Source organism: Streptomyces sp. NBC_01306 (genome assembly GCF_026340465.1).
GTDB lineage: Bacteria > Actinomycetota > Actinomycetes > Streptomycetales > Streptomycetaceae > Streptomyces.
The window spans coordinates 5327559-5349938 of the sequence record NZ_JAPEPC010000001.1 but is presented as its reverse complement, the minus strand read 5'-3'; the positions used below and the strand labels follow the sequence as shown (position 1 = coordinate 5349938).

Genomic DNA, 22380 nt, shown 5'->3' with positions numbered 1-22380 from the left:
TGACGTTGCGCGCGTCACACCATTACGGTCACGCCAGGATTTCGAACGAGTGACGAAATATCGAACACGTCGGGGGCAACTGCCGTGCGCATCACCGGAATCAGCACCCATGTCGTCGGGACTCCCTGGCGCAACCTCACCTATGTGCAGGTCCACACCGACGAGGGCCTCACCGGTGTCGGCGAGACCAGGATGCTCGGGCGCACCGACGCGCTCGTCGGCTATCTGCGGGAGGCGGCGGCCAACCACATCGAGGGCTCGGACCCCTTCGCGCTCGAAGACCTGGTCCGGCGGATGAAGTACGGCGACTACGGGCGGGCGGGCGAGATCGTCATGTCCGGTATCGCCGTCGTCGAGATGGCCTGCTGGGACATCAAGGGCAAGGCGCTGGGCGTCCCCGTCTGGCAGTTGCTCGGCGGCCGGGTCACCGACCGGGTGAAGGCGTACGCGAACGGCTGGTACACCACCGAGCGCACCCCCGAGGCCTACCACGAGGCCGCCCTCGGGGTGGTGGAGCGGGGCTACCGCGCGCTGAAGATCGACCCGTTCGGGACCGGGCACTACGAGCTGGACCAGGCGCAGACGAACTACTCGGTGTCGCTGATCGAGGCGGTGCGGGACGCGATCGGCCCGGAGACGGAGCTGATGCTGGAGATGCACGGACGGTTCTCCCCGTCCACCGCGGTCCGGCTCGCCCGTGATCTCGCGCCGTTCAGGCCCGCGTGGCTGGAGGAACCGGTCCCGCCGGAGAACCTCAGGGCGCTGGAGAAGGTCGCGGCGAAGGTGGACATCCCCGTAGCGACCGGCGAACGCATCCACGACCGGACCGAGTTCCGGGAACTCTTCGCCTCGCAGGCGGCGGACATCATCCAGCCGGACGTCGGCCACATCGGCGGGATCCTGGAGACCCGCAAGCTCGCCGCGACGGCCGAGACGCACTACGTGCTGGTCGCCCCGCACAACGTGGGCGGCTCGGTGCTGACCGCGGCGACGCTCCAAGTTGCGGGCTGCACACCGAACTTCAAGATCCTCGAACACTTCAACGACTTCGCGGACGCCGGCATCAAGGCGGTCGTGAAGGGAGCGCCACAGGTCGTGGACGGCTACTTCGAACTGCCGGACGCGCCCGGCCTGGGTGTCGAGCTGGATGTGGACGCGGCCGCCGAATTCCCGCAGCAGCAGGCCAGGTTCGACCTGTGGGCCGACGGCTGGGAGAAGCGCTCGCCCGGGGCTGCCGGATGAGCGGCGGCAGCCGTGCCGTCGTGGTCGACGCCCCGGGTGTGGTCCGGCTGGTGAGCGGCGACCGGCCGGAACCCGGGCCGGGCGAGGTCCGGATCCAGGTGGCGGCCGCCGGGATCTGCATGAGCGACCGCGAGGTGTACGACGGCCGGCGCGACCCGGCCTACGTCCGCTACCCGGTCACGCCAGGACATGAGTGGTCGGGGACCGTCGATGCGGTGGGCGAAGGGGTGGACCCCGCCCTCACCGGGCGCCCCGCGGTGGCCGAGGGCTTCCGGGCGTGCGGGACGTGCGAACGCTGCCGGGCCGGCGAGACCTCGCTCTGCGACGCCGGGTACGAGGAGACCGGCTTCACCTGCCCCGGGGCGTTCGCCGACCATCTCCTCGTCCCCGCCCGGCTGTTGCATCCGCTCGCGGACGGTGCGGACCTGCGCGCCGCAGCGCTGCTCGAACCGGCCGCCGTGGTGGCCGCTGCGGTACGGGCCGGGCGGCCGGAGCCCGGTGAGCGGATCGCCGTCGTCGGCGCCGGCACCCTCGGACTGCTCGCCGTACAGCTCATCGCCGCGGCCTCCCCCGCCGTACTCACCGTCATCGACCCGCGCACCGGACGGGCCCGCCAGGCAGCGGATCTCGGAGCGAGCGAGGTGTGCACCCCGGCCGAATCGGTGTCCGTGCGCGGCAGTTACGACCTGGTGGTGGAGACCGCGGGGGCGCCCACCACCGCCGCCGACTCCTGTCTCCTCGCACGGCGCGGCGGCCGGGTGGTACTCACCGGGATGTTCGCCCCGGGCGCCACCGGAATCGACCCGGTGCATCTGGCGGTCAGCCAGCTCACCGTGCGGAGCGTCTTCGGCGCGCCGTCCGCCGCCTGGTCCTTCGCCGTACGGGCGTTCACCGCGGGGATCCTCGATCCGGGACCGCTGATCACCCATGAATTCCCGCTGGAACGGTACGCCGAAGCCGTCGCACTCGTCGGAGGCGGCGGCCCGGAGACCGGGAAGGTGCTGCTGCGCCCATGAGCCGAGCCGGTCCGCGGCAGCGGGCCCTGCCCGGTCTTCCCACGCCCAGCAATCCGAACGACGTTCGGTATATCGAACGAACTCTGCCGGTGCCCACCCCCATCGGACCCGGCCCCCAGTATGCGAGGAACCCGCCTGTGACCGACGTATCAGCCCCTGTCCCCCGCCGCCCCGGCGAACGGGCGCTCACCGCGCTCGGCCTCGCCGCGCCCGCGGCCGATCCGGCCGACGCCTCACCGCGCCGCTTCCCCGACGGCGGCTCCTGGCGCACCGAAGTCCCGTCCGTCGAGGGCCCGGAGGCGCTCGGTGTCGTACTCGACGAGTCCGCCAGGCTGGGCGTGCCGGTCCACCGCATCAGCCAGGGCAGCGGTGTCTGGATGCTCACGGACTCCGAGATCGGCGAGATGGTGGCCGCCTGCGCGGAGCGCTCCGTCGAGCTGTGTCTGTTCACCGGGCCGCGCGGCACCTGGGACATCGGCGCCGCCACCCGGACGGAGTCGGGCGGCGCCGGGCTCCGGGCCCGGGGCCACGACGCCGTCGCCGGGTCGCTCGAAGACGCCGTGCGCGCCACCGAACTGGGCGTGAAATGCCTGCTCGTCGCCGACGAGGGGGTGCTCTGGTCGCTGCACAGGCTCCGTACCGCGGGCGTGCTCCCCGCCGACACCACCTTCAAGGTCTCGGCGCTGATCGGCCCGGTGAACCCTGCTTCGTACGCGGTGTTCGAGCAGCTGGGCGCCGACTCCGTCAACATCCCCTCCGACCTCACCCTGGCCCACTTCACCGAGATCCGGCGGGTCTGCGCCGCCCCGATGGACCTCTACATCGAGGCACCCGACGACCTGGGCGGCTACGTCCGGATGTACGAGGCGGCCGAGCTGATCCGGCGCGGCGCCCCGATCTATCTGAAGTTCGGCCTGTCGAAGTCACCCGGTATCTACCCGTACGGCGCCCAGCTGCGCGACCACACCCTCAACACCGCCCGTGAGCGGGTCAGGCGCGGCAGGCTCGCCCTCGATCTGCTGGCAAGGCACGGCGCCGACGGCGGTATGTCGCCGCTCGGCTCGCGGCTGCCGGGGCCCCTCAGCCGTTTCACCGTCCCGTCACCACCGGCCGCCGCGCCCGCCCCCGAGAATCCCTCCGCCAAGCACCCCTCCCCCGCGAATCCCTCCCCCGAGAAGGACTGATGACCGCCATGCGCCACACCCGCCGTGCCGCGTTCACCCTCGTCGCCGGATCCCTGGCCCTCGCTCTCACCGCCTGCGGGCAGAGCAGCGACGGCGGCAGCAAGGAGACCAAGAGCGGCGGCAAGGGCTCCACCATCGGTATCGCCATGCCCACCAAGTCGTCCGAGCGCTGGATCGCCGACGGCAGCAACATGGTCAAGCAGTTCAAGGCCCTGGGCTACAAGACGGATCTCCAGTACGGCGAGGACGACGTCGACCACCAGGTGTCACAGATCGAGAACATGATCACCAAGGGTGCGGACGTGCTGGTGATCGCGGCCATCGACGGCAAGGCGCTCACCGACGTCCTCCAGCAGGCCGCCGACCAGCACATCAGGGTGATCTCCTACGACCGGCTGATCCTCGGCACCCCGAACGTCGACTACTACGCCTCCTTCGACAACGAGAAGGTGGGCGTGCTCCAGGCCAACTACCTCATCGACAAACTGGGCCTCAGGAACGGCAAGAAGGGCCCCTTCAACATCGAGCTGTTCGCCGGCTCGCCCGACGACAACAACACCCGCTACTTCTTCGACGGCTCGATGAAGACCCTCAAGCCGTTCATCGACAAGAAGCAACTCGTCGTGCGGAGCGGACAGACCAGGCTCGACCAGCTGACCACCCTGCGGTGGGACGGTGCCACCGCCCAGAAGCGGATGGACGACCTGCTCACCAAGTCGTACTCGTCCGCACGGGTCGACGCGGTCCTCTCGCCGTACGACGGGATATCCATCGGCGTCCTGTCCTCGCTGAAGTCGGACGGATACGGGACACCCGCCAAGCCGTACCCGGTGGTCACCGGGTCGGACGCCGAGGTGGCATCGGTGAAGTCGATCATCGCGGGCCAGCAGACCCAGACCGTCTACAAGAACACCAGGGCGCTCGCCAAACAGGCCGTGCAGATGGCCGACGCCATGCTCAACAAGAAGAAGCCGCAGGTGAACGACGTCACCACCTACAACAACGGGAAGAAGGTCGTCCCTGCCTACCTCCTCAAGCCGGTGAGCGTCGACAAGTCCAACTACCGCGCCGAGCTGGTGGATTCGGGGTACATCAAGGCGAGTGATCTGAAGTGACCGGCGGCAGGCAGGTGCCCGGGCCAGGCACAGCGGTGCCCGGGAACGGCGCAGCGGTGGCCGGGACACACACCCCGGTGCTGGAGATGCGCTCGATCGTCAAGACGTTTCCCGGCGTCCGAGCCCTCTCCGACGTCTCACTGACCGTCGCCGAGGGCGAGGTGCACGCCATCTGCGGCGAGAACGGCGCGGGCAAGTCGACCCTGATGAAGGTCCTCAGCGGGGTTCATCCGCACGGGAGTTACGAGGGGGACATCCTCTTTCGCGGCGAGGGCTGCGCCTTCAAGGACATCAGGGCCAGCGAGGCGCGCGGCATCGTCATCATCCACCAGGAGCTGGCGCTCATCCCGTATCTCTCGATCGCCGAGAACATCTTCCTGGGCAACGAGCACGCCACCCGCGGTGTCATCAGCTGGAACGAGACGCTGAAACACGCGGCGGAGCTGCTGCGGCGGGTCGGTCTCCATGAGCATCCGCAGACCCGGGTGGCGGACATCGGGGTCGGCAAGCAGCAGCTCGTGGAGATCGCCAAGGCGCTCTCCAAAGAGGTGGAACTCCTCATCCTGGACGAGCCGACCGCCGCACTGAACGACGAGGACTCGGCACAACTCCTGCGACTCATACTGGAGTTGAAGGACCAGGGCATCACCTCGATCATCATCTCGCACAAACTCAACGAGATCTCCGCGGTCGCCGACTCCGTCACCATCATCCGGGACGGCCGCACCATCGAGACCCTCGATGTGAAGGCCCCGGAGATGACCGAGGACCGCATCATCCGGGGCATGGTCGGCCGCGACCTCGACCACCGCTTCCCCGAGCGCACCCCCTACGCGGGCGATCCCGGCGCGCACCCGGCGCTCGAAGTGCGGGGGTGGACCGCGCACCACCCCATCGACCAGCAGCGCAAGGTGGTCGACGACGTATCGCTTCAGGTGCGCAGGGGTGAGATCGTCGGCATCGCCGGACTGATGGGCGCGGGCCGCACCGAGCTGGCGATGAGCCTCTTCGGGCGGTCGTACGGGCGCGGCATCAGCGGGACCGTGCTGAAGGACGGCAAGGAGATCCGTACCAGGACCGTGCCCGAGGCGGTCCGGCACGGCATCGCCTATGTCACCGAGGACCGCAAGCAGTACGGCCTCAATCTCATCGACACCATCAGCCGCAACATCACCATGAGCGCGCTGCCGAAGGTCTCCCGGCGCGGTGTGGTCGACGAGCACCAGGAGACCCGGGTCGCCGAGTCGTACCGCAGGTCCATGAACATCAAGGCCCCGACCGTCTTCGAGCAGGTCGGACGGTTGTCCGGCGGGAACCAGCAGAAGGTCGTCCTGAGCAAGTGGATCTTCGCGGGTCCTGATGTGCTCATCCTCGACGAGCCGACGCGCGGTATCGACGTCGGTGCCAAGTACGAGATCTACACCGTCATCGACCAGCTCGCCGCCGAAGGCAGAGCCGTCATCTTCATCTCGTCCGAACTCCCCGAGCTGCTGGGCATGTGCGACCGCATCTACACGATGGCGGCCGGCCGGCTCACCGGTGAGGTCACGCGGGCGGAAGCGGACCAGGAAGTGCTGATGCGCCACATGACCACGGACAAGAGGTAACCGCCATGGGCCCGGTCACCACCGACACCCCGAAGGGCGCCCCACCGGCGCCGAACCCGCCGCGCTCCGCCACCGGAGCCCTCCTGATGGAGGCCGTACGCCGCAACATGCGCCAGTACGGGATGCTGATCGCGCTCGGCCTGATCGTCGTCCTGTTCCAGATCTGGACCGGCGGCGTACTGCTCAAGCCGAACAACGTCACCAACCTCGTCCTCCAGAACAGCTACATCCTGGTGCTGGCCATCGGCATGATGATCGTCATCATCGCGGGCCATATCGATCTGTCCGTCGGCTCCCTGGCGGCGTTCGTCTCCGCGGCCGGCGCCGTGATGATGGTCCAGCACAAGGTCCCCTGGGTGCTCGCGCTGGTCGTCGCCCTCCTCATCGGCGTGGTCGCGGGGGCCTGGCAGGGCTTCTGGATCGCGTACGTGGGGATACCGTCCTTCATCGTCACGCTCGCCGGGATGCTGATCTTCCGGGGCGCCACGCAGATCCTGCTCGGCTCGCAGTCGCTCAGCCCGTTTCCCGAGGGGTTCCAGAAGATCGCCACCGGCTATCTGCCCGCGGTGGGACCGGACACGAACTACCACAACCTCACGCTCCTGCTGGGACTTGTGCTGATCGCGGTCGTGCTGGTGCAGGAGCTGCGCTCGCGCCGCCGTGAGAAGGCGTACGGACTCGACATCCTCCCGCGCGGGCTCTTCGTCACCAAGTGCGTGGCGATGGTCGCTGCCGTGGTGGCCTTCACCATGACCCTGGCGAGCTACCGCGGTGTGCCGGTGGTGCTGCTGGTGCTGGGCGGCCTGCTCATCGGCCTCGGCTTCGTGATACGCAACGCGGTCATCGGGCGTCATGTGTACGCGCTCGGCGGCAACCGCCCCGCGGCCAAACTGTCCGGCGTCAAGGACAAGCGGGTGACCTTCCTGGTCTTCGTGAACATGGGCCTGCTGGCGGCACTGGCGGGCATCGTCTTCGCGGCCCGCCTCAACGCGGGCACCCCCAACGCCGGCATCAACTTCGAACTGGAGGCCATCGCCGCGTCGTTCATCGGTGGTGCCTCGATGAGCGGCGGTGTCGGCACGGTTCTCGGTGCGGTCATCGGCGGTCTGGTGCTCGGCGTGCTCAACAACGGCATGTCTCTTGTGGGCATCGGCAGCGACTACCAGCAGGTCATCAAGGGCCTGGTGCTGCTGGCCGCGGTCGGCTTCGATGTCTACAACAAGCGCCGGGTCGGTTCGTAACCCCTTTACCCGCAGCTCAGCCCGCGAAGGGCGGCTGCGGCAGGCCCTGGCCCGCACCCGGGACGACCAGCAGTGAGCCGGAGAGCGGGTGCGGGGCGGTGAGTCCGCCGCGGGCCGTGCTGATGTAGAGGTCGCGCAGCTCCCGGCCGCCGAACGCACAGGCGGTGGGGCGCTGTACGGCCAGGGCGACGGTACGGTCCAGGGCGCCGGCCGGGGTGTAGCGGCGGACGGCCGCGCCGTCCCAGAGCGCCACCCAGACACAGCCGTCCGCGTCGACGGTGAGCCCGTCCGGGAAGCCGGCGCCGGGCTCGACGGTGGCGAACACCCTGCGGTTGTGGGGCAGTTCACCGTCGAAGTCGAAGACATCGATGCGGCGGGTGGGCGTGTCGACGTAGTACATGAGCGAGCCGTCCGGGCTCCAGCCGGTTCCGTTGGAGACGCCGACGGCCAGGGTGCCGGAGACGGCGCCGTCCGGGGCGATCCGGCTCAGTGTGCCGCCGCCGGGGTCGCCTTCCGCATACCGCATGGTCCCGGCCCAGAGCGCGCCGTCGGGGGCGACCGCCGCGTCGTTGGCCCGCCTCCCCGGCACCGGGTCGTGCACCAGCCAGGAGAAGGCACCGCCCCCGGGTGCGTAGAGCCCCACGCCGTCCCGGAGGTTGACCACAAGACCGCCGCCGGCGCGCGGCTTCGCGGCGCCGACGTGCTGTTCGGTGACCTGGACCGTGCGGCGGCCGGTCGCCGGGTCGTAGGTGTGGACGCGCGCGGAGAGGATGTCCACCCAGATCAGCCGGCCGGCCGCCGCGTCCCAGGTGGGGCCCTCGCCGAGCGCGGCCCGCTCCCGTACCGCCACGTCCGGACGGTTCACGCCCGCCCCCGGTGGCCGAGCCGGGTGGAGAGTTCCGCCGCGCCGTCCAGCGCCAGCTGTTCCAGCTCGCTCTCGCGCTCCTCGCTCCAGCGGATCATCGGGACCGAGATGGAGAGTGCGGCGACCACCCGCCCCGATCCGTCGCGCACCGGAGCCGCCACACAGCTCACATCCGGATTGGACTCCCGGTGTTCGGACGCGACACCGCGCTCTCCGACGACGGCGAGCGCCTCCCGCAGGGCGGCGGGGTCGGTCACGCTGTCCGGCGTCATCGCGGCGAGTTCCCGCCCGGATATCCGCGCGGTCAGCTCGGCGTCGGGCAGCGAGGCGAGCAGCATCTTGCCGACGGACGTGCAGTGCGCGGGCAGCCGCCGCCCGGCGGCCGAGACCATCCGGACCGCGTGGGTGGAGTCGACCTTCGCGATGTAGATGACGTCGGTGTCCTCCAGGATGGCGACATGGACGGTCTCGTCGCAGGTCTCGGCGACCGCGCGGGCGACCCGCTGCCCCTCGGCCGCGAGATCGAGCTGTTCCGCGTACCGGCTGCCGAGCTGGTACGTCCGTACGCCGAGCCGGTAGTGGCCGGGCTGCTCGGGTACCGGCACCAGATAGGCACGCGCCGCGAGGGTGGTGAGCAGTTCGTGCACCGTGGTGCGCGGCAGCTGAAGCCTGCGGGTCACATCGGGCGCGGAGAGCGAACCGTCCCCTTCGAGGAAGAGCTCAAGCATGTCCAGCGCCCTGGTCACCGCCGGGACCAGTCGTCCCATGGTGGTCCACCCAACCCTTCTGTTCATTGCTCCAGCGTTCGAAACTCCGGCCGATGACCGGAATCACGAACACACGGTACGCACAGCGCAGTTCGGCGGGCAATGGCTGCAACTGCGGTGGCGGCGGCAGGAAGGCGGTGCCCCAGGGAAGAATGACGACGCAACCCCCTGATACACGGACAAAGGGCCGCCCCCGCTGGAGCGGAACGCTGGTGATGCGTCCCGCCGGAGCGGTTGCGGCCCTTCCTGGTCCCGGCCGGAGCCGGGATCAGCCGGTCATGATCAGGCGACGGCCAGGTCGACCTTGATGTTGCCGCGGGTGGCGTTCGAGTACGGGCACACCTGGTGCGCCTTCTCGATCAGCGACTGCGCGGTGGCGGCGTCGACGTTCGGGATGGCGGCCGTGATGGTGACCTCCAGGCCGAAGCCGCCCTGCTCGGTCTTGCCGATGGAGACGGCCGCGGTCACGGTCGAGCCGGAGATGTCGGCCTTCTCCTGGCGGGCGACGACACCGAGCGCACCCTGGAAGCAGGCGCTGTAGCCGGCGGCGAAGAGCTGCTCCGGGTTGGTGCCCGCGCCGCTTCCACCCATCTCCTTCGGCGGGTTGACGACGACGTCGAGGTTGCCGTCGTTGGAGGCGACCCGGCCGTCACGGCCGTTCTCGGCGGTGGCGACAGCGGTGTACGCGACGTCGATCTTCTGGATTGCCATGCGAGTTCCTTCTGTTGTGTACGCCGCGTCTCGCGCCCACGACCGCGGCGGCCTGGGGTCGAGACTACTGGTTGACGGCGACGATCATCTTCCCGGTGTTCTCACCGCGGAGCAGACCGAGAAACGCCTCGACGCCCTGCTCGACGCCTTCGACGACCGTTTCCTGGTACTTCAGCTCCCCCGAGGCGATCCAGCCGGCGACATCCTTGACGAACTGCGGCTGGAGCGCGGCGTGGTCGCCGACGAGCATCCCCTGGAGCCGCAGCCGCTTGCCGATGACCAGGGCGAGGTTGCGCGGGGCCGGGGTGGCCTCGGTGCTGTTGTACTGCGAGATCATTCCGCAGATCGTGGCGCGGCCGTGCACGTTGAACGAGGTGATGGCCGCTTCGAGGTGCTCGCCGCCCACGTTGTCGAAGTACACGTCGATGCCGTCGGGGGCGGCCTCACGCAGCTGCTCCGCCACGGGGCCGTTCTTGTAGTTGAATGCCGCGTCGAAGCCGAGGTCGTCGACAAGGTGCCTGACCTTCTCGTCGGAGCCCGCCGAGCCGATGACGCGTGCGGCGCCCTTGATCCTGGCCATCTGGCCGACCTGGTTGCCGACAGCACCCGCGGCGCCGGAGACGAAGACCGTATCGCCCTCCTTGAAGGAGGCGACGTCGAAGAGACCGGCGTAGGCGGTGAGGCCCGTCATGCCGAGCACGCCGAGGTAGGCGGAGAGCGGGGCGGCCGAGGGGTCCACCTTGGTGGCGTGCTGGGCGGGCACCTGCGCGTACTCACGCCAGCCGAGGAAGTGCAGGACATGGTCGCCCACCGCGAAGCCCTCGGCGTTCGACGCGATGACCTCGCCGACCGCGCCGCCCTCCATCGGCTTGTCGAGCTGGAAGGGCGGTGTGTACGACTTCACGTCGTTCATCCTGCCGCGCATGTACGGGTCGACCGAGAAGTAGAGGTTGCGGACCAGGATCCGGCCCTCGGCGGGCTCGGACACCGGGACCTCGCGCAGCGCGAAGTCCGCCGGGGTGGGCCAGCCGTTCGGACGGGCGGTGAGGTGCCATTCGCGGCCGGTCGTGGGGAGTGCGGACATCGGTTACAGCCTCCTGAGCAAAGCTTCATGCCATGAAATATGTACTGCCTGAAACAACCATGCTCCTGGATATTTTAGATTGTCAAGCATGTGGGTACGATGGGGAGCATGGCCACTCGTACAGACCCGCTGACCCTGGAAGTCGTCGAGCTGATCGGTGACGTCGTCGCCCGGTACCACCAGGAGTACGACGAGGCGGCCGCCGTGCACTCGCTCACGGGGGCCCAGGCGCGGGTACTGGGACTGCTGTCCATCGAGGCGATGCCCATGCGCCGTCTCGCCGGGCATCTCAAGTGCGAGCCGTCGAACGTCACGGGGATCGTCGACCGTCTCGAAGCCCGCGGCCTGGCCGAGCGCCGCCCCGACCCCGCCGACCGCCGGATCAAACTCGCCGCCGCCACCGATGCGGGCCGGCGGACCTCCCGGGAGCTGCGCGCCACGATGGACTTCGCGCGTGAGCCGCTGGGCGAGCTGTCGGCCGGGGAGCGGACCGTACTGCGGGACCTGCTGAAGCGGATGCTGGGACGTACGGAGGAGTAGGGGCCTCGCAGCGTCGGGAGCCGTCCGGATACCGGGGCCCTCTTCAGTAGCCGTACCGACGGGGGCCCGGAGCCGTCCGACCCCGAGGGGCCGGGTGCGCGTGCCGTACGGGCAGGATGGGTGTATGCCGCGATCAGGGAGCCCGTTCGGACCGCTCGACTTCCAGCTGGTACTGCTGCGCCGGATGGCCGACCATCAGCCGGGCCTCGTCGAGGACGCCCGGCGCGAGCTGGGCGTCACGCTCGCCGAGATGCGCGAGGCGAACCGGCGCTGGCAGGCGATGGTCCGCTCGCCCCGGTCCCGCGGAGCCGCGCAGCGCTACCGCTCGGTGCTCGGGGTACCCTCCGCCACCGCCCGCAGAAAGATCGGCGACCTGGAGTGCGACGCCCTCCAGTGGCCGGTGCCGCTCTGGCCGGGACTGCGGTTCGAGGTGCTGACCGGGCCCGGCGGCGCGGTGTGGAACGAGTGGCTGGTCCGCGCCCCCGGCGCCGCCGCACCGCCCCTGCACACGGCGGACGACCTGCGGCCGTGGTCGTGCACGGTGGACGAGGCGGCCCGCGCCTTCGCCCCCGCACGCCCGATGGAGGGCACCGCGCCGACCCGCTGGCGGCTCGCCCTCACGCTGCCCGGCGGACACCCCGCCGTCGCCGAATTCACCTGGGGACTGCTCCAGGACGTACAGCCCGCCGACACACCCCACTAGGAGCTTGCTTTCCGGCGAGGGCCTCCCCCGGGGGCAGGCAACCACCCGGGCGGCTCAGCCCAGCGCGCGCACCGGTTGCGGCCGTCGCACGATGCGATGAGGACCGGCTGCCGCCGGTGCTCCGCCTCAGCGTTTCTCGGGAGATTGTGCCGTGACCGTCAGTCTTGATCAGTTGCGCCGTTGCCAGGTAGCCGTCGACCTCGGGGCCGCTCGGACCCGGGTGTTCGTCAAGGGCATGGGTCTCGTCGTGGACGAGCCGAGCGTCGTCGCGGTGAACAGCCGCACGGACGCGCTCATCGCCGTCGGCACCTTCGCCGAGCAGATGACCGGCCGTACCCCCGGCTACATCCGGGTGGCGCGCCCCGTATCCGGTGGCACCGTCGTCGACATCGACCTGGCCCGGCGGATGCTGGCACACCTGCTCGGCGACAAGCTGCGGCGCAGGCTGCGCCGCACCCCGATGCTGCGCGCCGCCGCGTGCACCCCGCACGAGTCCGACCCGCTGGCGCAGCGCGCCACGGTCGAGACCCTGATCGGTCTCGGCGCCCGGAGGGTCGAGCTGGTCGACACCCTCATCGCCGCCGCCGTCGGCTGCGGGCTCCCCGTCGAGCAGCCGACCGCCACCATGATCATGGTCTGCGGCGCGGCGACCACGCAGATCGCCGTCCTCTCGCTCGGCTCGATCGTGACAGCCGAGCGGATCCCGGTCGGCGGCGAGGCCATCGACCGGGCCGTCGTGCAGCACCTGCGCCAGCACCACGAGCTGCTGCTGCCGAGCCAGTCCGTACGGCCGCTGCAACTGGCGCTCAGCGGCAACGGGCTGTCCCTGGACGGGCCCGAGTTCACCGAGATCCACGGCAGGGACGTGGCCACCGGTCTCGCCCGTTCGGTCCGGGTCGACACCGCGGCCGTACGGGAGGCCATCCACACCCCGCTGACCGCCGTACTCGACGGTATCGGCCGGGTGCTGCGCGACTGCCCGCCGGATCTGGTCGCCGATCTGTCGGACCGCGGCATCATGATGGTCGGCGGGAGCGCCCAGCTCCCCGGTCTGGAACAGATGCTGCGCAATGCGACGGGGATGCCGGTGCACATCGCCGAGCGGCCCGACGTCTGCTCGGTACTCGGACTCGGCGCCATGCTGGAGGGAAAGATCGCGCCCATGACGCTGGCCCCGCTGAACAGCTGACGGCACGCTCACGGGCGGGCCACGGGAACGGCCAGGCGGCACCGCGGGGCTGCGACGATCCGGACCGGGGGGACCACGATGACCGGTGACACGCGGCTGCCGCTGCTCCTCGAAGCGGTGTTGAGCATCGGCACGGATCTCGAACTGCGTGGCACGCTCCAGCACATCGTGGACTCGGCGACCCGGCTGACGGGCGCGCGGCGCGGGGCGCTCGGGGTGGTCGACCCCGAGCGCGACCGCCTCAGCGACCTGTTCGCGACGGGCTCCGACGGCGACGCGCTGATCGGCCTCCCGGACGACACCCCAGGTCTGCTGCGGCTCCCCGTCCGGGTCCACCAGCAGGTCTTCGGCACGCTCCATCTGGCGGACAAGCGCGAGGGCAGCTTCGACCGGGACGACGAGGCGCTGCTGCGGGTGCTCGCCGCGCAGGCGGGCATCGCGATCGGCAACGCCCGGCTGTACGAGACGGCCAGGCTCCGGGAGCGCTGGATCAAGGGGGCGGCGGCCGTCACCAACGCGCTGCTCACCGGCGAGAGCGCGACCGACGCGCTGACCACGGTCGCCGAACAGGCCAGGAGCCTCGCCGACGCGGTCGCCGGTGTGGTGCTCCTGCCGACCGGCAGCGGCGGCATGGAGATCGTCGCCGCCTCCACCTTCGAGGACCCGGGCGACCTCATCGGCGCCACGATCGCGCCGGGCTCCCCCGTCCTGGTCCAGCTGCTCAGCGGGGACCCGGTGTACATCGAGGACTCCTCGACCGATCCCCGGATGACCACCCACGTACGGGCCCGTTTCGGGCCGAGCATGATGCTGCCGCTGCAGAGCGGCGGCAAGCTGATCGGCACGCTCGCGCTGCCCAGGCGGCGCAGCGGCCGCCCCTACAACGCGGCGGACCGGACGCTGGCCCTGCAGTTCGCCTCGCAGGCCGCGCTCGCGCTCGTACTGGCCGATGCCCGGCAGAACAGCGAGCGGCTCGCGGTGTACGAGGACCGCGACCGGATCGCCCGCGATCTGCACGACCTCGTCGTCCAGCGGCTCTTCGCGACCGAGATGATGCTGGAGTCGACCCGGCGGCGGGCGGCGGGCACCGAGCTCGGTGAGCTGATCGGCCGGGCGGTCGACGAACTCGACTCGACCATCCAGGACGTCCGCACCGCGATCTTCGCCCTCCAGCAGCCGCCCGCCGACGCACCGTCGACGCTGCGCGGCCAGGTGCTGCGGGAGACGGACGGCGCACGGGTGCTGCTGGGCTTCGCCCCGTCGGTGCACTTCCTCGGCCCGGTCGACTCGCGGATCACGGAGCAGGTCGGCGAGGACCTGCTGGCCACCCTGCGCCGGGCCCTCGCCCGCGCGCACCGGCTGCCGGACGTCTCACAGGTCGCGGTGGTGGTCGACGCGCGGGAGGACCCGGTACGGCTGACCGTCACGCACGACGGGACACCGGAGGGCGAGGACGGGAACACGGTGGTGTGGGAGGCGCCGTAGCGGGCCGCCCCCCTGATCCGGGCGACAGGGCCTACGGGACCGGTGACCGTGCGTCGTAGCGGAGGAAGCCGCGCCGGGTCAGGCCGAGCAGGGTGACCGCGACGACGCAGGCGAGGCCGCCGCCGACCACGGCCGCGGTCGGGGTGGCCAGGTCGCCCGCCGAGCCCGCGAGGAAGTCGCCCAGGCGCGGGCCGCCCGCTACGACCACGATGAAGACCCCCTGGAGCCTGCCGCGCATCTCGTCGGGCGCCGCGACCTGCATCATCGTGTTGCGGAAGACCATGGACACGGTGTCCGCCGCACCCGCCAGCGCGAGGAAGACCAGGCCGAGCCAGAGGTTCCTGGTGAGGCCGAACACCGCGATGGCGAGCCCCCATCCGGCGACCGCGAGCACGATCGCGAGGCCGTGCCGGTGGATGCCGCCGAGCCAGCCGGAGAAGACCCCGCCGAGCAGCGCGCCCACTGCGGGCGCCGCGACCAGCAGCCCCGTGGTGCGGGCGTCGCCTCCGTACCAGAGGACGGCCACCGCGGGGAACAGCGCTCGCGGCTGGGCCAGGATCATGGCGCAGAAGTCGGAGAAGAACGTCATCCGGAGGTTGGGGCGGGTGGCCAGGAAGCGCAGCCCGTCCAGGACCGAGGCACGGCTCTTCGACCCGGCGGCCCGGTCGGGGAGCATCGAGGGCAGCCGCCACATCGCGTACAGGGCGGCGACGAAGGAGACGGCGTCGATCAGATACGCGGCCTGGTAGCCCCAGAAGCCGACGATGAGGCCGCCGAGCATCGGTCCGATCAGCGTCCCGAAGGTACTGGTCATCGAGGACAGGGCGTTGGCCGCGGGCAGTTGGTCGCCGGGCAGCAGCCGGGGGATCATCGCGGATCTGGCCGGGGCGTTGAGCGCGGCGCAGACGGACTGGAGGGCCACGATGCCGTACAGGAACCAGACATGGTGGAAGCCGGCGAACGCGGCCGACGAGAGCCCGACCGAGAGGACGGCGGACCCGAGCGCGCTGTAGAGCCCGAGTTTGCGGCGGTCGAGGGTGTCGGCGACGGCCCCGCCGTACAGGCCGAACGCGACCAGCGGCACCAGTGAGAAGAGGCCGACGAGGCCGACGGAGAAGCTGGAGCGGGTGAGGTCGTAGACCTGGAGGGAGATCGCCAGGGCGGTCATGCCCTGCCCGACCCAGGAGACGGTGTTGCCGAACCAGAGCCGCCGGAAGTCGGGGGATGTGCGCAGCGGGGTGAGGTCGGCGAGTATGCGCCGACGTATCGGCGTCTCCTTGGGTGCGGGTATCGGGGTCACAGGGGATGCTAACCGGCCGCGCCTTCGCCCCCCGCCCCTGGTCGGGCGGGGGGCGGGCGGGGCCCGGCCGGCACCGGCTGCCGGCAGCTCAGGGAGCCTCCGTCACCCAGCGGGCCAGCTCCGCGTCGGACGCCTTCCGCACACTGGCGCTGCCCGGAATGTCCACCTTCAACGGCATGGCGTACGGGCGTCGGTGACTCGCATCGAAATGACCGTCGGGCAGGACCGGGGCGTCCGTCGGCAGGTATCCGGCGAAGTAGAGATTCCACTTCCCTCCGTTGTCGACGACGGAGGGCACGCCCGGTGCGACGACACGGTCCGCCGCGTAGTGCGGCCACGCCTTCTCCTGGGATTGCAGGAGATAGTCCACCTCCGTGCCACCCGGCTTCCCCCACACTCCGGCCGTGTCCTTGCGGAGGATCCTGCGGTACGAGGAGCCGTGGGGCGGTATCAGGGTGTCGGACCACGCCAGCCCCGATTTGTAGTCGCGCTCGTTGAACGCACCGGTCGAGTAGGCCATCACGTACTTCCCGTCGATCCTGGTGATGTTGCCCGTCTCGATCAGCTTGAACTTCTTGGGCTGGTGGAGGCCGAAGAAGTATTCCGAGTTGTAGCCGCCGTCCGCGTTCTGCGGCCCGAGGAGCAGTGCCGGGCCGGATTTCGCGGGGCGGGAGGGGGACGCCATCTCCTGCGCCACGATCCCGTCCTCGACGGGCGACGCGGTGAGCATCTTGCTGTAGATGAGATACAGCTTGCCGCCGTCCTCGAAGTACTTCCCGTCGTAGTTGGCCTTCTCGGGATGCTTGAAGGACCCGGCCAGCAGAGCGTCGGCGACCCACTTCGCCGGAACGGTGGACGGTGACGCGTGCGGAGCGTGCGCGTGGACCACCACGGTCCACGGGGCGGCATGGGGGTGGGCCGGATTCTTCACGTACATGGTCGCCGCCATGTACCAAGTGCCTGAATCCGACTGGTAGATGTTGCAGTTGTCGACGACCGTCGTCCGGGATCCGTACCGTTTCGCGGCCTGGATCAGGGCGGGCCCCGCGGTGACCTTGACCTTCTCCCCGGCCGTGCAGTGGGCGGCGGTCCCGGTCGGACAGTCGAGAAGCGACTTGGTGGTGCCGGAGAAGTACTGGCTGCCGGTACCGCGATACCGCGCGGCGCGGTGGATGGGATAGGGGTCGGAGTAATAGGCACCGGGGTCCTTCGACCCGGGGTCCGTCAGCGGGCGGATGCCGCTGTCCGCAGTGGGGGACGGGTGTGGCGGCGCACCGCCGGACGGTGTGCTGGACGAAGCGCTGGGCGATGTGCCGGACGAGGAGCATCCGAGGGTGGACAGGCCGACGGCGGCGACAAGCGCGGCTGCCAACCGGATTCGAGGGCGGGAACGACGGCCGGGTCGACGGCCGTTGCGGGCCGTCGCTGCGGGTATGTGCTGCACTGCGTGTTCCTCCTGGTGATCTGCGACAGCTGACGCGGGCGGTGTCCGCCCCGGCCGGCCGCGAGTCGCTCACACCAGGACCGGCGTCACTCCTTCGCCCGGTGCGATGCGCTGATCCCGCTGAACAGCCAGTGGACGGCGTCGCCGTAGAGGTTCTCGGGAACCAGCTCCGGGTCCATCCGGCGGAGCTGGACAAGTCCTTGGAACAGAGCCATCACGACCGTGGCCACGCCGTCGAACGGAACGTCGCCGGACTGCCCCCGGTCCTTGGCCCGGTCGGCCAGCACCGTGGTCAACGCGTCCCGGTTGGCGCGGAATTGCGAGGCCATGCGCTCCTGGAACTCGGGGCGGCGGATCGCGTACAGCCAGAACTCCGCCTGGAGCGGGGCCAGATCCATGTCCTCGCCCGCGACGTCGACCAGCAAGCGGGACAGCAGCGCCTGCGCGTCCTCGACGCTGCCGCTCTGATCGGACACGATCGCGGCGGCCTCGGCGAGACGGCTGCCGCTCCGGTTCGAGAGGAGCTCGACGAACAGCTCGTCCTTGCCGGCGAAGTTCGAGTACAGGGCGCCGGTGGAGAAACCGGCACTCTCCGCGATGTCGTCGACCGACGCTCCCGCGAAGCCCTTGCGGGCGAACACCTGGGCGGCGGCCTCCAGGAGAAGGGCCCGGGTGCGCGCCTTGGTCTCTGCCCGGGTCAGGCGTCGCGGACGGGCCTCGTCGTCTGTCATATAGCGAACTTTATCGAAATAGCGCTAATTACGTCAATTGACCGGCGGGGTCGCGCTACCGGACATGAGGAGTGAGCCTCGCGGGCGCGGGCGGTGTCAGTGGGGTGAAGAAGTGCCTGTCGCCCAGCGGGCCGAGCAGCATGACGGCGAGCCCGAGTCCGCCCGCGACGACCAGCGAGGGGCTGCTGACGGAATCCCTGAACTCGTACTCGACCACGGCCGCGATCAACACCAGGACGGCCTTCGACGCGACCAGCGGGACCAGGTGCACCTCGATGAACCTGCGCTTCAGCCGGGACCTGAGCAGGAACATCACCACGGCGAAGACGGCGATGGTGCGCAGCGCCTCCTCCCACACCGGCCTGCCGCGGTTGAGGTACCAGAACCCGCCGATCAGCAGGCCGCCGAGCACGTAGCGGATGACTTTCGATGAGGACTTCATATAGCCAACGCTATTCGGATAGTGAGCCCTATGTCAATCGCTGAAGCCCGGTGTGGATCCGGATGCGGATCCGGATGCGGTGCGGTGGAGGTGCTGCTGAGCCGCTGCGGGCACAGGGGGCCCAGGCATGGCTGTGTCCCCCTGGTCGAACGGATCACCAGGGGGTTGGGGGGAAGGGGAAGACGCCGCGCGGCAGGCGGCACTTTGACGACAGGCCCTAGTACTGCAACGGTGTTTGGCGTGACTGGTGGCCAGGTTCGTCGTTGGTCTGGTTATGGGTGGGGACCTTGCTGATGTCAGGTTGTGGGCGCTTGAACTGGGCGCGGTGCACGAGCGGTTCGTGCACCGGTTCAGTCGGCAGGAGCCTCGGGATTCGGCACTTGCGTATATGCGGGGGCTGATCGCTCCGCTGGAGCGGAAGAACGGCTGGACGCTCGCGGAGGAAGCGGGACACACCGGCCCTGATCGCATCCATCGGCTACTGAACCGGATCGAGTGGGATGCCGAGGAGGTCCTGGACGACGTGCGCGAGTACGTCGTGGAGCATCTCGGAGATCCGGACGCCGTGCTAATCGTGGATGACACCGGGTTCCTCAAGAAGGGCATCAGCTCGGCAGGCGTGCAACGGCAGTACTCCGGCACCGCGGGACGCACCGAGAACAGCCAGGTCGGCGTGTTCCTCGCCTACTCCACGGGCCGCGGACGCACGCTGATCGACCGCCGCTTGTATCTGCCCACGTCCTGGACCGACGACCGCGAGAGGTGCCGCGCGGCCGGGATCGACGACAGCATCGCGTTCGAGACGAAAGTCGCCATGGCCAAGTCCATGCTCCGCCGGGCGGTCCAGGACAAGATCCCCTTCCGGTGGGTAACGGCGGACGCCGGTTACGGCTACAGCAAGGGCTGGCGCCACGAGTTGGAACAGGCCGACGTCTTCCACGTCATGGCCACCACCCGCCACGACACGGTCGTGACCCGCTGGGCCATGGATCATCCCGTCCACGACCTGTTCCCCGGCTTGCCACGGCAGAAATGGAAGCATCGTTCTTGCGGAGCTGGGGCTCACGGCCCGCGCATCTTCGACTGGGCGCGCGTCGAGGTCCGCCCCTGGCACCGCGAGGACCGCCGCCACTGGGTCATCGCCCGCCGCAGCGTCAGCCGGCCCCAGGAGATTTCGTACTACATCGCCTACTGCCCCACCGACACCACCCTGGACCAGCTGATCCAGATCGCGGGCAGCCGGTGGGCTGTTGAAGAGTGCTTCCAGACCGCGAAGCAGGAGTGCGGCCTCGACGACTACCAGGTCCGCCGCTATCCCGGCTGGCACCGCCACATGACCCTGGCCATGGCCGCGCACGCCTGCCTGACCGTCCTGCGGGCCCAGGAGCTGGACGAGGAAAGCGCAGAAACGGATCCTCCCAGCTCATCCCCCTCAGCCTGGCCGAGATCAGACGCCTGATCAGCCGCCTCACCCAACGCCGAGCTCCATCGATCGACCACGTCATGCACTGGTCGGTCTGGCGACGCAGACGACAACAACAAGCCCGCCTCAGCCACCACAAACGACGCGGACACAGCCCATGACACCTGACCACCAGTCACACCAAACACCGTTGCAGTACTAGACCTCGACCAGAGTGATCTCGGTGGCCTTGACGCTGGTCCACACCGGTACGCCGTCTGCGAGGCCGAGTTCGAGTGCGGCCTGCGGAGTGATCTCCGCTACCAGGTCGGGCGCCTCGGCCGATGTGATGAGAACGCGGAGCCTGCTGCCGGCCGAGGTGATCTCCCGTACGGTGCCGGGCCAGACGTTGCGCGGGCTGCCCGACGGCCTGTCCCGGTGGACGGAGACGGCTTCGGGCGCGATGATCGCCAGCGCCCTGACGCCCTCGTCGAGCCCGTCGGCGACGACGAGCCGTCCGCCGCCGGTGAGAGTCAGACCGTCCGCCGAACCGGTGCCGGTCCAGGCGTTGCGGCCGAGCATCCGGGCCACCCAGGGCGACCGCGGGTGCAGGGTCACTTCGGTGGGCGGGGCGTCCTGGAGCGTACGGCCGTCGTCCAGTACGAGGACCCGGTCGGCCAGCGAGACCGCCTCCACCGGGTCGTGAGTGACGATCAGGCAGACCCCGGCGAAGCCGCTGAGATGCGTACGCAGGGTGTGCCGCACATGGGCCCGGGTGGTCTGGTCGAGCGCCGCGAGGGGCTCGTCGAGCAACAGCAGCCGGGGGCGGGCGGCGAGCGCCCTGGCGAGCGCGACGCGCTGGGCCTGGCCACCGGAGAGCTGGGAGGGCTTGCGGGCGGCGAGATGGCCGACGCCGAGCCGGTCCAGCCACTGGCCGGCCTCCCGGCGCGCCTCGGCGCGCGGCACCCGGCGCGAACGCAGGCCGTACGCGGTGTTGGTGAGCGCGCTCAGATGCGGGAAGAGCGCGCCGTCCTGCGGAACCCAGGCCACCCCCCGGCGGTGCGGCGGCAGCGGGCTGACGTCGATGTCGCCGAGCCGCAGCTCCGCGCGGGCGCGCGGGGTCAGGCCGAGGAGGGCGCGCAGCAGGGTGGTCTTGCCCGCGCCGTTGGGGCCGACCACCGCGATGGTGGTGCCCGGCTCCGCGTCGAGCGTCAGCTCGTTGAAGCCGGTGACCACCGCGTGCAGCGGCCAGCGCTCCTGCGGGGCCGGGGACTTGCTCCCGGCGTTCGGGCCGGTCCCGTCCGCGCCCGGTGCGCCGCCCGCCGTGGTGTCGGCCGGTCCGAAGCCGGGGAGCGGCCGGTCGGTGTCGTCCGTGTCGTCGGCCGGGCGTACGGCTTTCCCGGAACGCGCGGACGTCCCGCCGGTCCAGCGCCCGCGCAGGGCCACCAGGACCGCCATCGCGATGACAAGAAGCAGCAGCGATACGGAGGTTGCGGCCGTGGGTGAGTCCTGCAGCAGCAGATACACCTGCAACGGCAGCGTCTGGGTGGCACCGGGCAGGTTCCCGGCGAAGGTGATGGTCGCCCCGAACTCACCGAGCGCCCGCGCCCAGGTCAGCGCGGCGCCCGCGGCCAGCCCCGGCGCGACCATGGGCAGGGTGACGGTGAAGAACACCCGGACCGGCGAGGCACCGAGCGAGGCCGCGGTCTCCTCGTAACGGGGCCGCAGCCCGGCGAGCGTGCCCTCCAGGCTGATGACCAGGAACGGCATCGCCACGAACGTCGCCGCGACCACCGCGCCCGAGGTATGGAAGGGCAGCGTGATGCCGAAGGTGTTCTCCAGCCAGGGGCCGAGCACACCCCGGCGGCCGAACCCGAGCAGCAGCGCCACTCCCCCGACGGTCGGCGGCAGCACCATCGGCAGCAGGACGAGAGAGCGTACGAGCGCCTTGCCGGGAAAGTCGACCCGCGCGAGCACCCAGGCCAGCGGCACCCCCAGGAGCAGCGAGACGCCCAGGGCCCAGAAGGAGACCTCCAGCGACAGCCGCAGCGCCTGCGTCGTGTCCGGGCTGGTCAGATTGGCGCCGAGCTCACCCCATGAGGTGCGCGCCAGAATGCCGATCAGCGGCATCAGCAGGAAACCGACCCCGATCAGCGCGGGCACCGCGAGGGCTATGGGAGAGCCGGTGCGCGGTGTACGGACGCGGGTGCGGATGCTTCTCATCGGGGTTCCTGTGATCGGGATGCCGGATATCGGTTACCGGATGTCGGGTACCGAATTCCGGATGCCGACGGACGGAGTGCCGGAGCCGC

At 70.2% G+C, this 22380-nt stretch carries 20 protein-coding genes; 11 read left to right on the top strand and 9 right to left on the bottom strand.

Translation table 11 applies throughout. The annotated features are described in order from the left end of the window. Window positions 1-84: 84 nt before the first annotated feature. The 6 genes from OG385_RS23550 (at window position 85) to mmsB (ending at window position 7405) form a co-directional block, all read left to right on the top strand. Window positions 85-1242, top strand: a complete 1158-nt coding sequence (locus OG385_RS23550) for a mandelate racemase/muconate lactonizing enzyme family protein (RefSeq protein ID WP_266857385.1) — start codon at window positions 85-87, stop codon at window positions 1240-1242. Beyond that, window positions 1239-2258, top strand: coding sequence for a zinc-binding dehydrogenase (locus OG385_RS23545; protein WP_266857384.1), 1020 nt, complete (start codon window positions 1239-1241; stop codon window positions 2256-2258). Before OG385_RS23550 ends, OG385_RS23545 begins: the two co-directional genes overlap by 4 nt. Window positions 2259-2395: 137 nt before the next feature. Continuing rightward, window positions 2396-3442, top strand: a complete 1047-nt coding sequence (locus OG385_RS23540) for a hypothetical protein (RefSeq protein ID WP_266857382.1) — start codon at window positions 2396-2398, stop codon at window positions 3440-3442. Between the two features lie 8 nt (window positions 3443-3450). Then, window positions 3451-4557, top strand: coding sequence for a multiple monosaccharide ABC transporter substrate-binding protein (gene chvE, locus OG385_RS23535; RefSeq protein WP_266861106.1), 1107 nt, complete (start codon window positions 3451-3453; stop codon window positions 4555-4557). Window positions 4558-4613: 56 nt separating this feature from the next. Beyond that, on the top strand, window positions 4614-6164 hold the full coding sequence (gene mmsA, locus OG385_RS23530) for a multiple monosaccharide ABC transporter ATP-binding protein (protein ID WP_266857381.1): 1551 nt from the start codon (window positions 4614-4616) through the stop codon (window positions 6162-6164). Between the two features lie 5 nt (window positions 6165-6169). Continuing rightward, window positions 6170-7405, top strand: a complete 1236-nt coding sequence (gene mmsB, locus OG385_RS23525) for a multiple monosaccharide ABC transporter permease (RefSeq protein WP_323183835.1) — start codon at window positions 6170-6172, stop codon at window positions 7403-7405. A 16-nt stretch (window positions 7406-7421) separates the two neighbouring features. Here mmsB and OG385_RS23520 read toward each other — a convergent pair whose 3' ends face one another. The 4 genes from OG385_RS23520 to OG385_RS23505 form a co-directional block, all read right to left on the bottom strand. Then, window positions 7422-8270, bottom strand: a complete 849-nt coding sequence (locus OG385_RS23520) for an SMP-30/gluconolactonase/LRE family protein (protein ID WP_266857380.1) — start codon at window positions 8268-8270, stop codon at window positions 7422-7424. Then, a complete protein-coding gene (locus OG385_RS23515) occupies window positions 8267-9037 on the bottom strand; it encodes an IclR family transcriptional regulator (RefSeq protein WP_266857378.1) in 771 nt (256 codons plus the stop codon). The genes OG385_RS23520 and OG385_RS23515 overlap by 4 nt, the downstream gene beginning before the upstream one ends. 282 nt (window positions 9038-9319) lie before the next feature. After that, entirely contained in the window at window positions 9320-9748 is a 429-nt protein-coding gene (locus OG385_RS23510) for an organic hydroperoxide resistance protein (protein ID WP_266857377.1), read from the bottom strand. A gap of 64 nt (window positions 9749-9812) precedes the next feature. After that, entirely contained in the window at window positions 9813-10832 is a 1020-nt protein-coding gene (locus OG385_RS23505; RefSeq protein ID WP_266857375.1) for an NADP-dependent oxidoreductase, read from the bottom strand. A 108-nt stretch (window positions 10833-10940) separates the two neighbouring features. Between OG385_RS23505 and OG385_RS23500 the strand changes: the two genes are divergently transcribed. From OG385_RS23500 to OG385_RS23485, 4 genes are all read left to right on the top strand, one after another. After that, complete coding sequence (locus tag OG385_RS23500) at window positions 10941-11372, top strand: MarR family winged helix-turn-helix transcriptional regulator (RefSeq protein ID WP_266857373.1); 432 nt, start codon at window positions 10941-10943, stop codon at window positions 11370-11372. Window positions 11373-11496: 124 nt separating this feature from the next. After that, a complete protein-coding gene (locus tag OG385_RS23495) occupies window positions 11497-12075 on the top strand; it encodes a hypothetical protein (protein WP_266857372.1) in 579 nt (192 codons plus the stop codon). 151 nt (window positions 12076-12226) lie between these two features. Further along, the gene (locus OG385_RS23490) at window positions 12227-13264 is read left to right on the top strand and encodes a rod shape-determining protein (protein ID WP_266857371.1); all 1038 of its coding nucleotides are present in this window, start codon (window positions 12227-12229) and stop codon (window positions 13262-13264) included. 78 nt (window positions 13265-13342) lie between these two features. Continuing rightward, on the top strand, window positions 13343-14749 hold the full coding sequence (locus OG385_RS23485) for a GAF domain-containing protein (protein WP_266857369.1): 1407 nt from the start codon (window positions 13343-13345) through the stop codon (window positions 14747-14749). Between the two features lie 31 nt (window positions 14750-14780). On the opposite strand, the gene OG385_RS23480 is transcribed toward OG385_RS23485, so the two are convergent. From OG385_RS23480 to OG385_RS23465, 4 genes are all read right to left on the bottom strand, one after another. Beyond that, window positions 14781-16049 (bottom strand): MFS transporter, encoded by a 1269-nt coding sequence (locus tag OG385_RS23480; protein WP_266857367.1) that lies wholly within the window; start codon window positions 16047-16049, stop codon window positions 14781-14783. Window positions 16050-16137: 88 nt separating this feature from the next. Then, window positions 16138-17421 carry a hypothetical protein gene (locus OG385_RS23475; protein WP_266857366.1) on the bottom strand — a complete coding sequence of 428 codons (1284 nt, stop codon included), beginning with the start codon at window positions 17419-17421 and terminating at the stop codon, window positions 16138-16140. A 158-nt stretch (window positions 17422-17579) separates the two neighbouring features. Beyond that, window positions 17580-18224 carry a TetR/AcrR family transcriptional regulator gene (locus OG385_RS23470; RefSeq protein WP_266857364.1) on the bottom strand — a complete coding sequence of 215 codons (645 nt, stop codon included), beginning with the start codon at window positions 18222-18224 and terminating at the stop codon, window positions 17580-17582. A 55-nt stretch (window positions 18225-18279) separates the two neighbouring features. Continuing rightward, complete coding sequence (locus tag OG385_RS23465) at window positions 18280-18666, bottom strand: hypothetical protein (RefSeq protein WP_266857362.1); 387 nt, start codon at window positions 18664-18666, stop codon at window positions 18280-18282. 274 nt (window positions 18667-18940) lie between these two features. On the opposite strand from OG385_RS23465, the gene OG385_RS23460 reads away from it, so the two are divergent. Then, a complete protein-coding gene (locus tag OG385_RS23460; RefSeq protein ID WP_266857360.1) occupies window positions 18941-20125 on the top strand; it encodes an IS701 family transposase in 1185 nt (394 codons plus the stop codon). A gap of 162 nt (window positions 20126-20287) precedes the next feature. Here OG385_RS23460 and OG385_RS23455 read toward each other — a convergent pair whose 3' ends face one another. Further along, the gene (locus OG385_RS23455) at window positions 20288-22291 is read right to left on the bottom strand and encodes an ABC transporter permease (RefSeq protein ID WP_266857358.1); all 2004 of its coding nucleotides are present in this window, start codon (window positions 22289-22291) and stop codon (window positions 20288-20290) included. Between the last annotated feature and the right edge of the window lie 89 nt (window positions 22292-22380).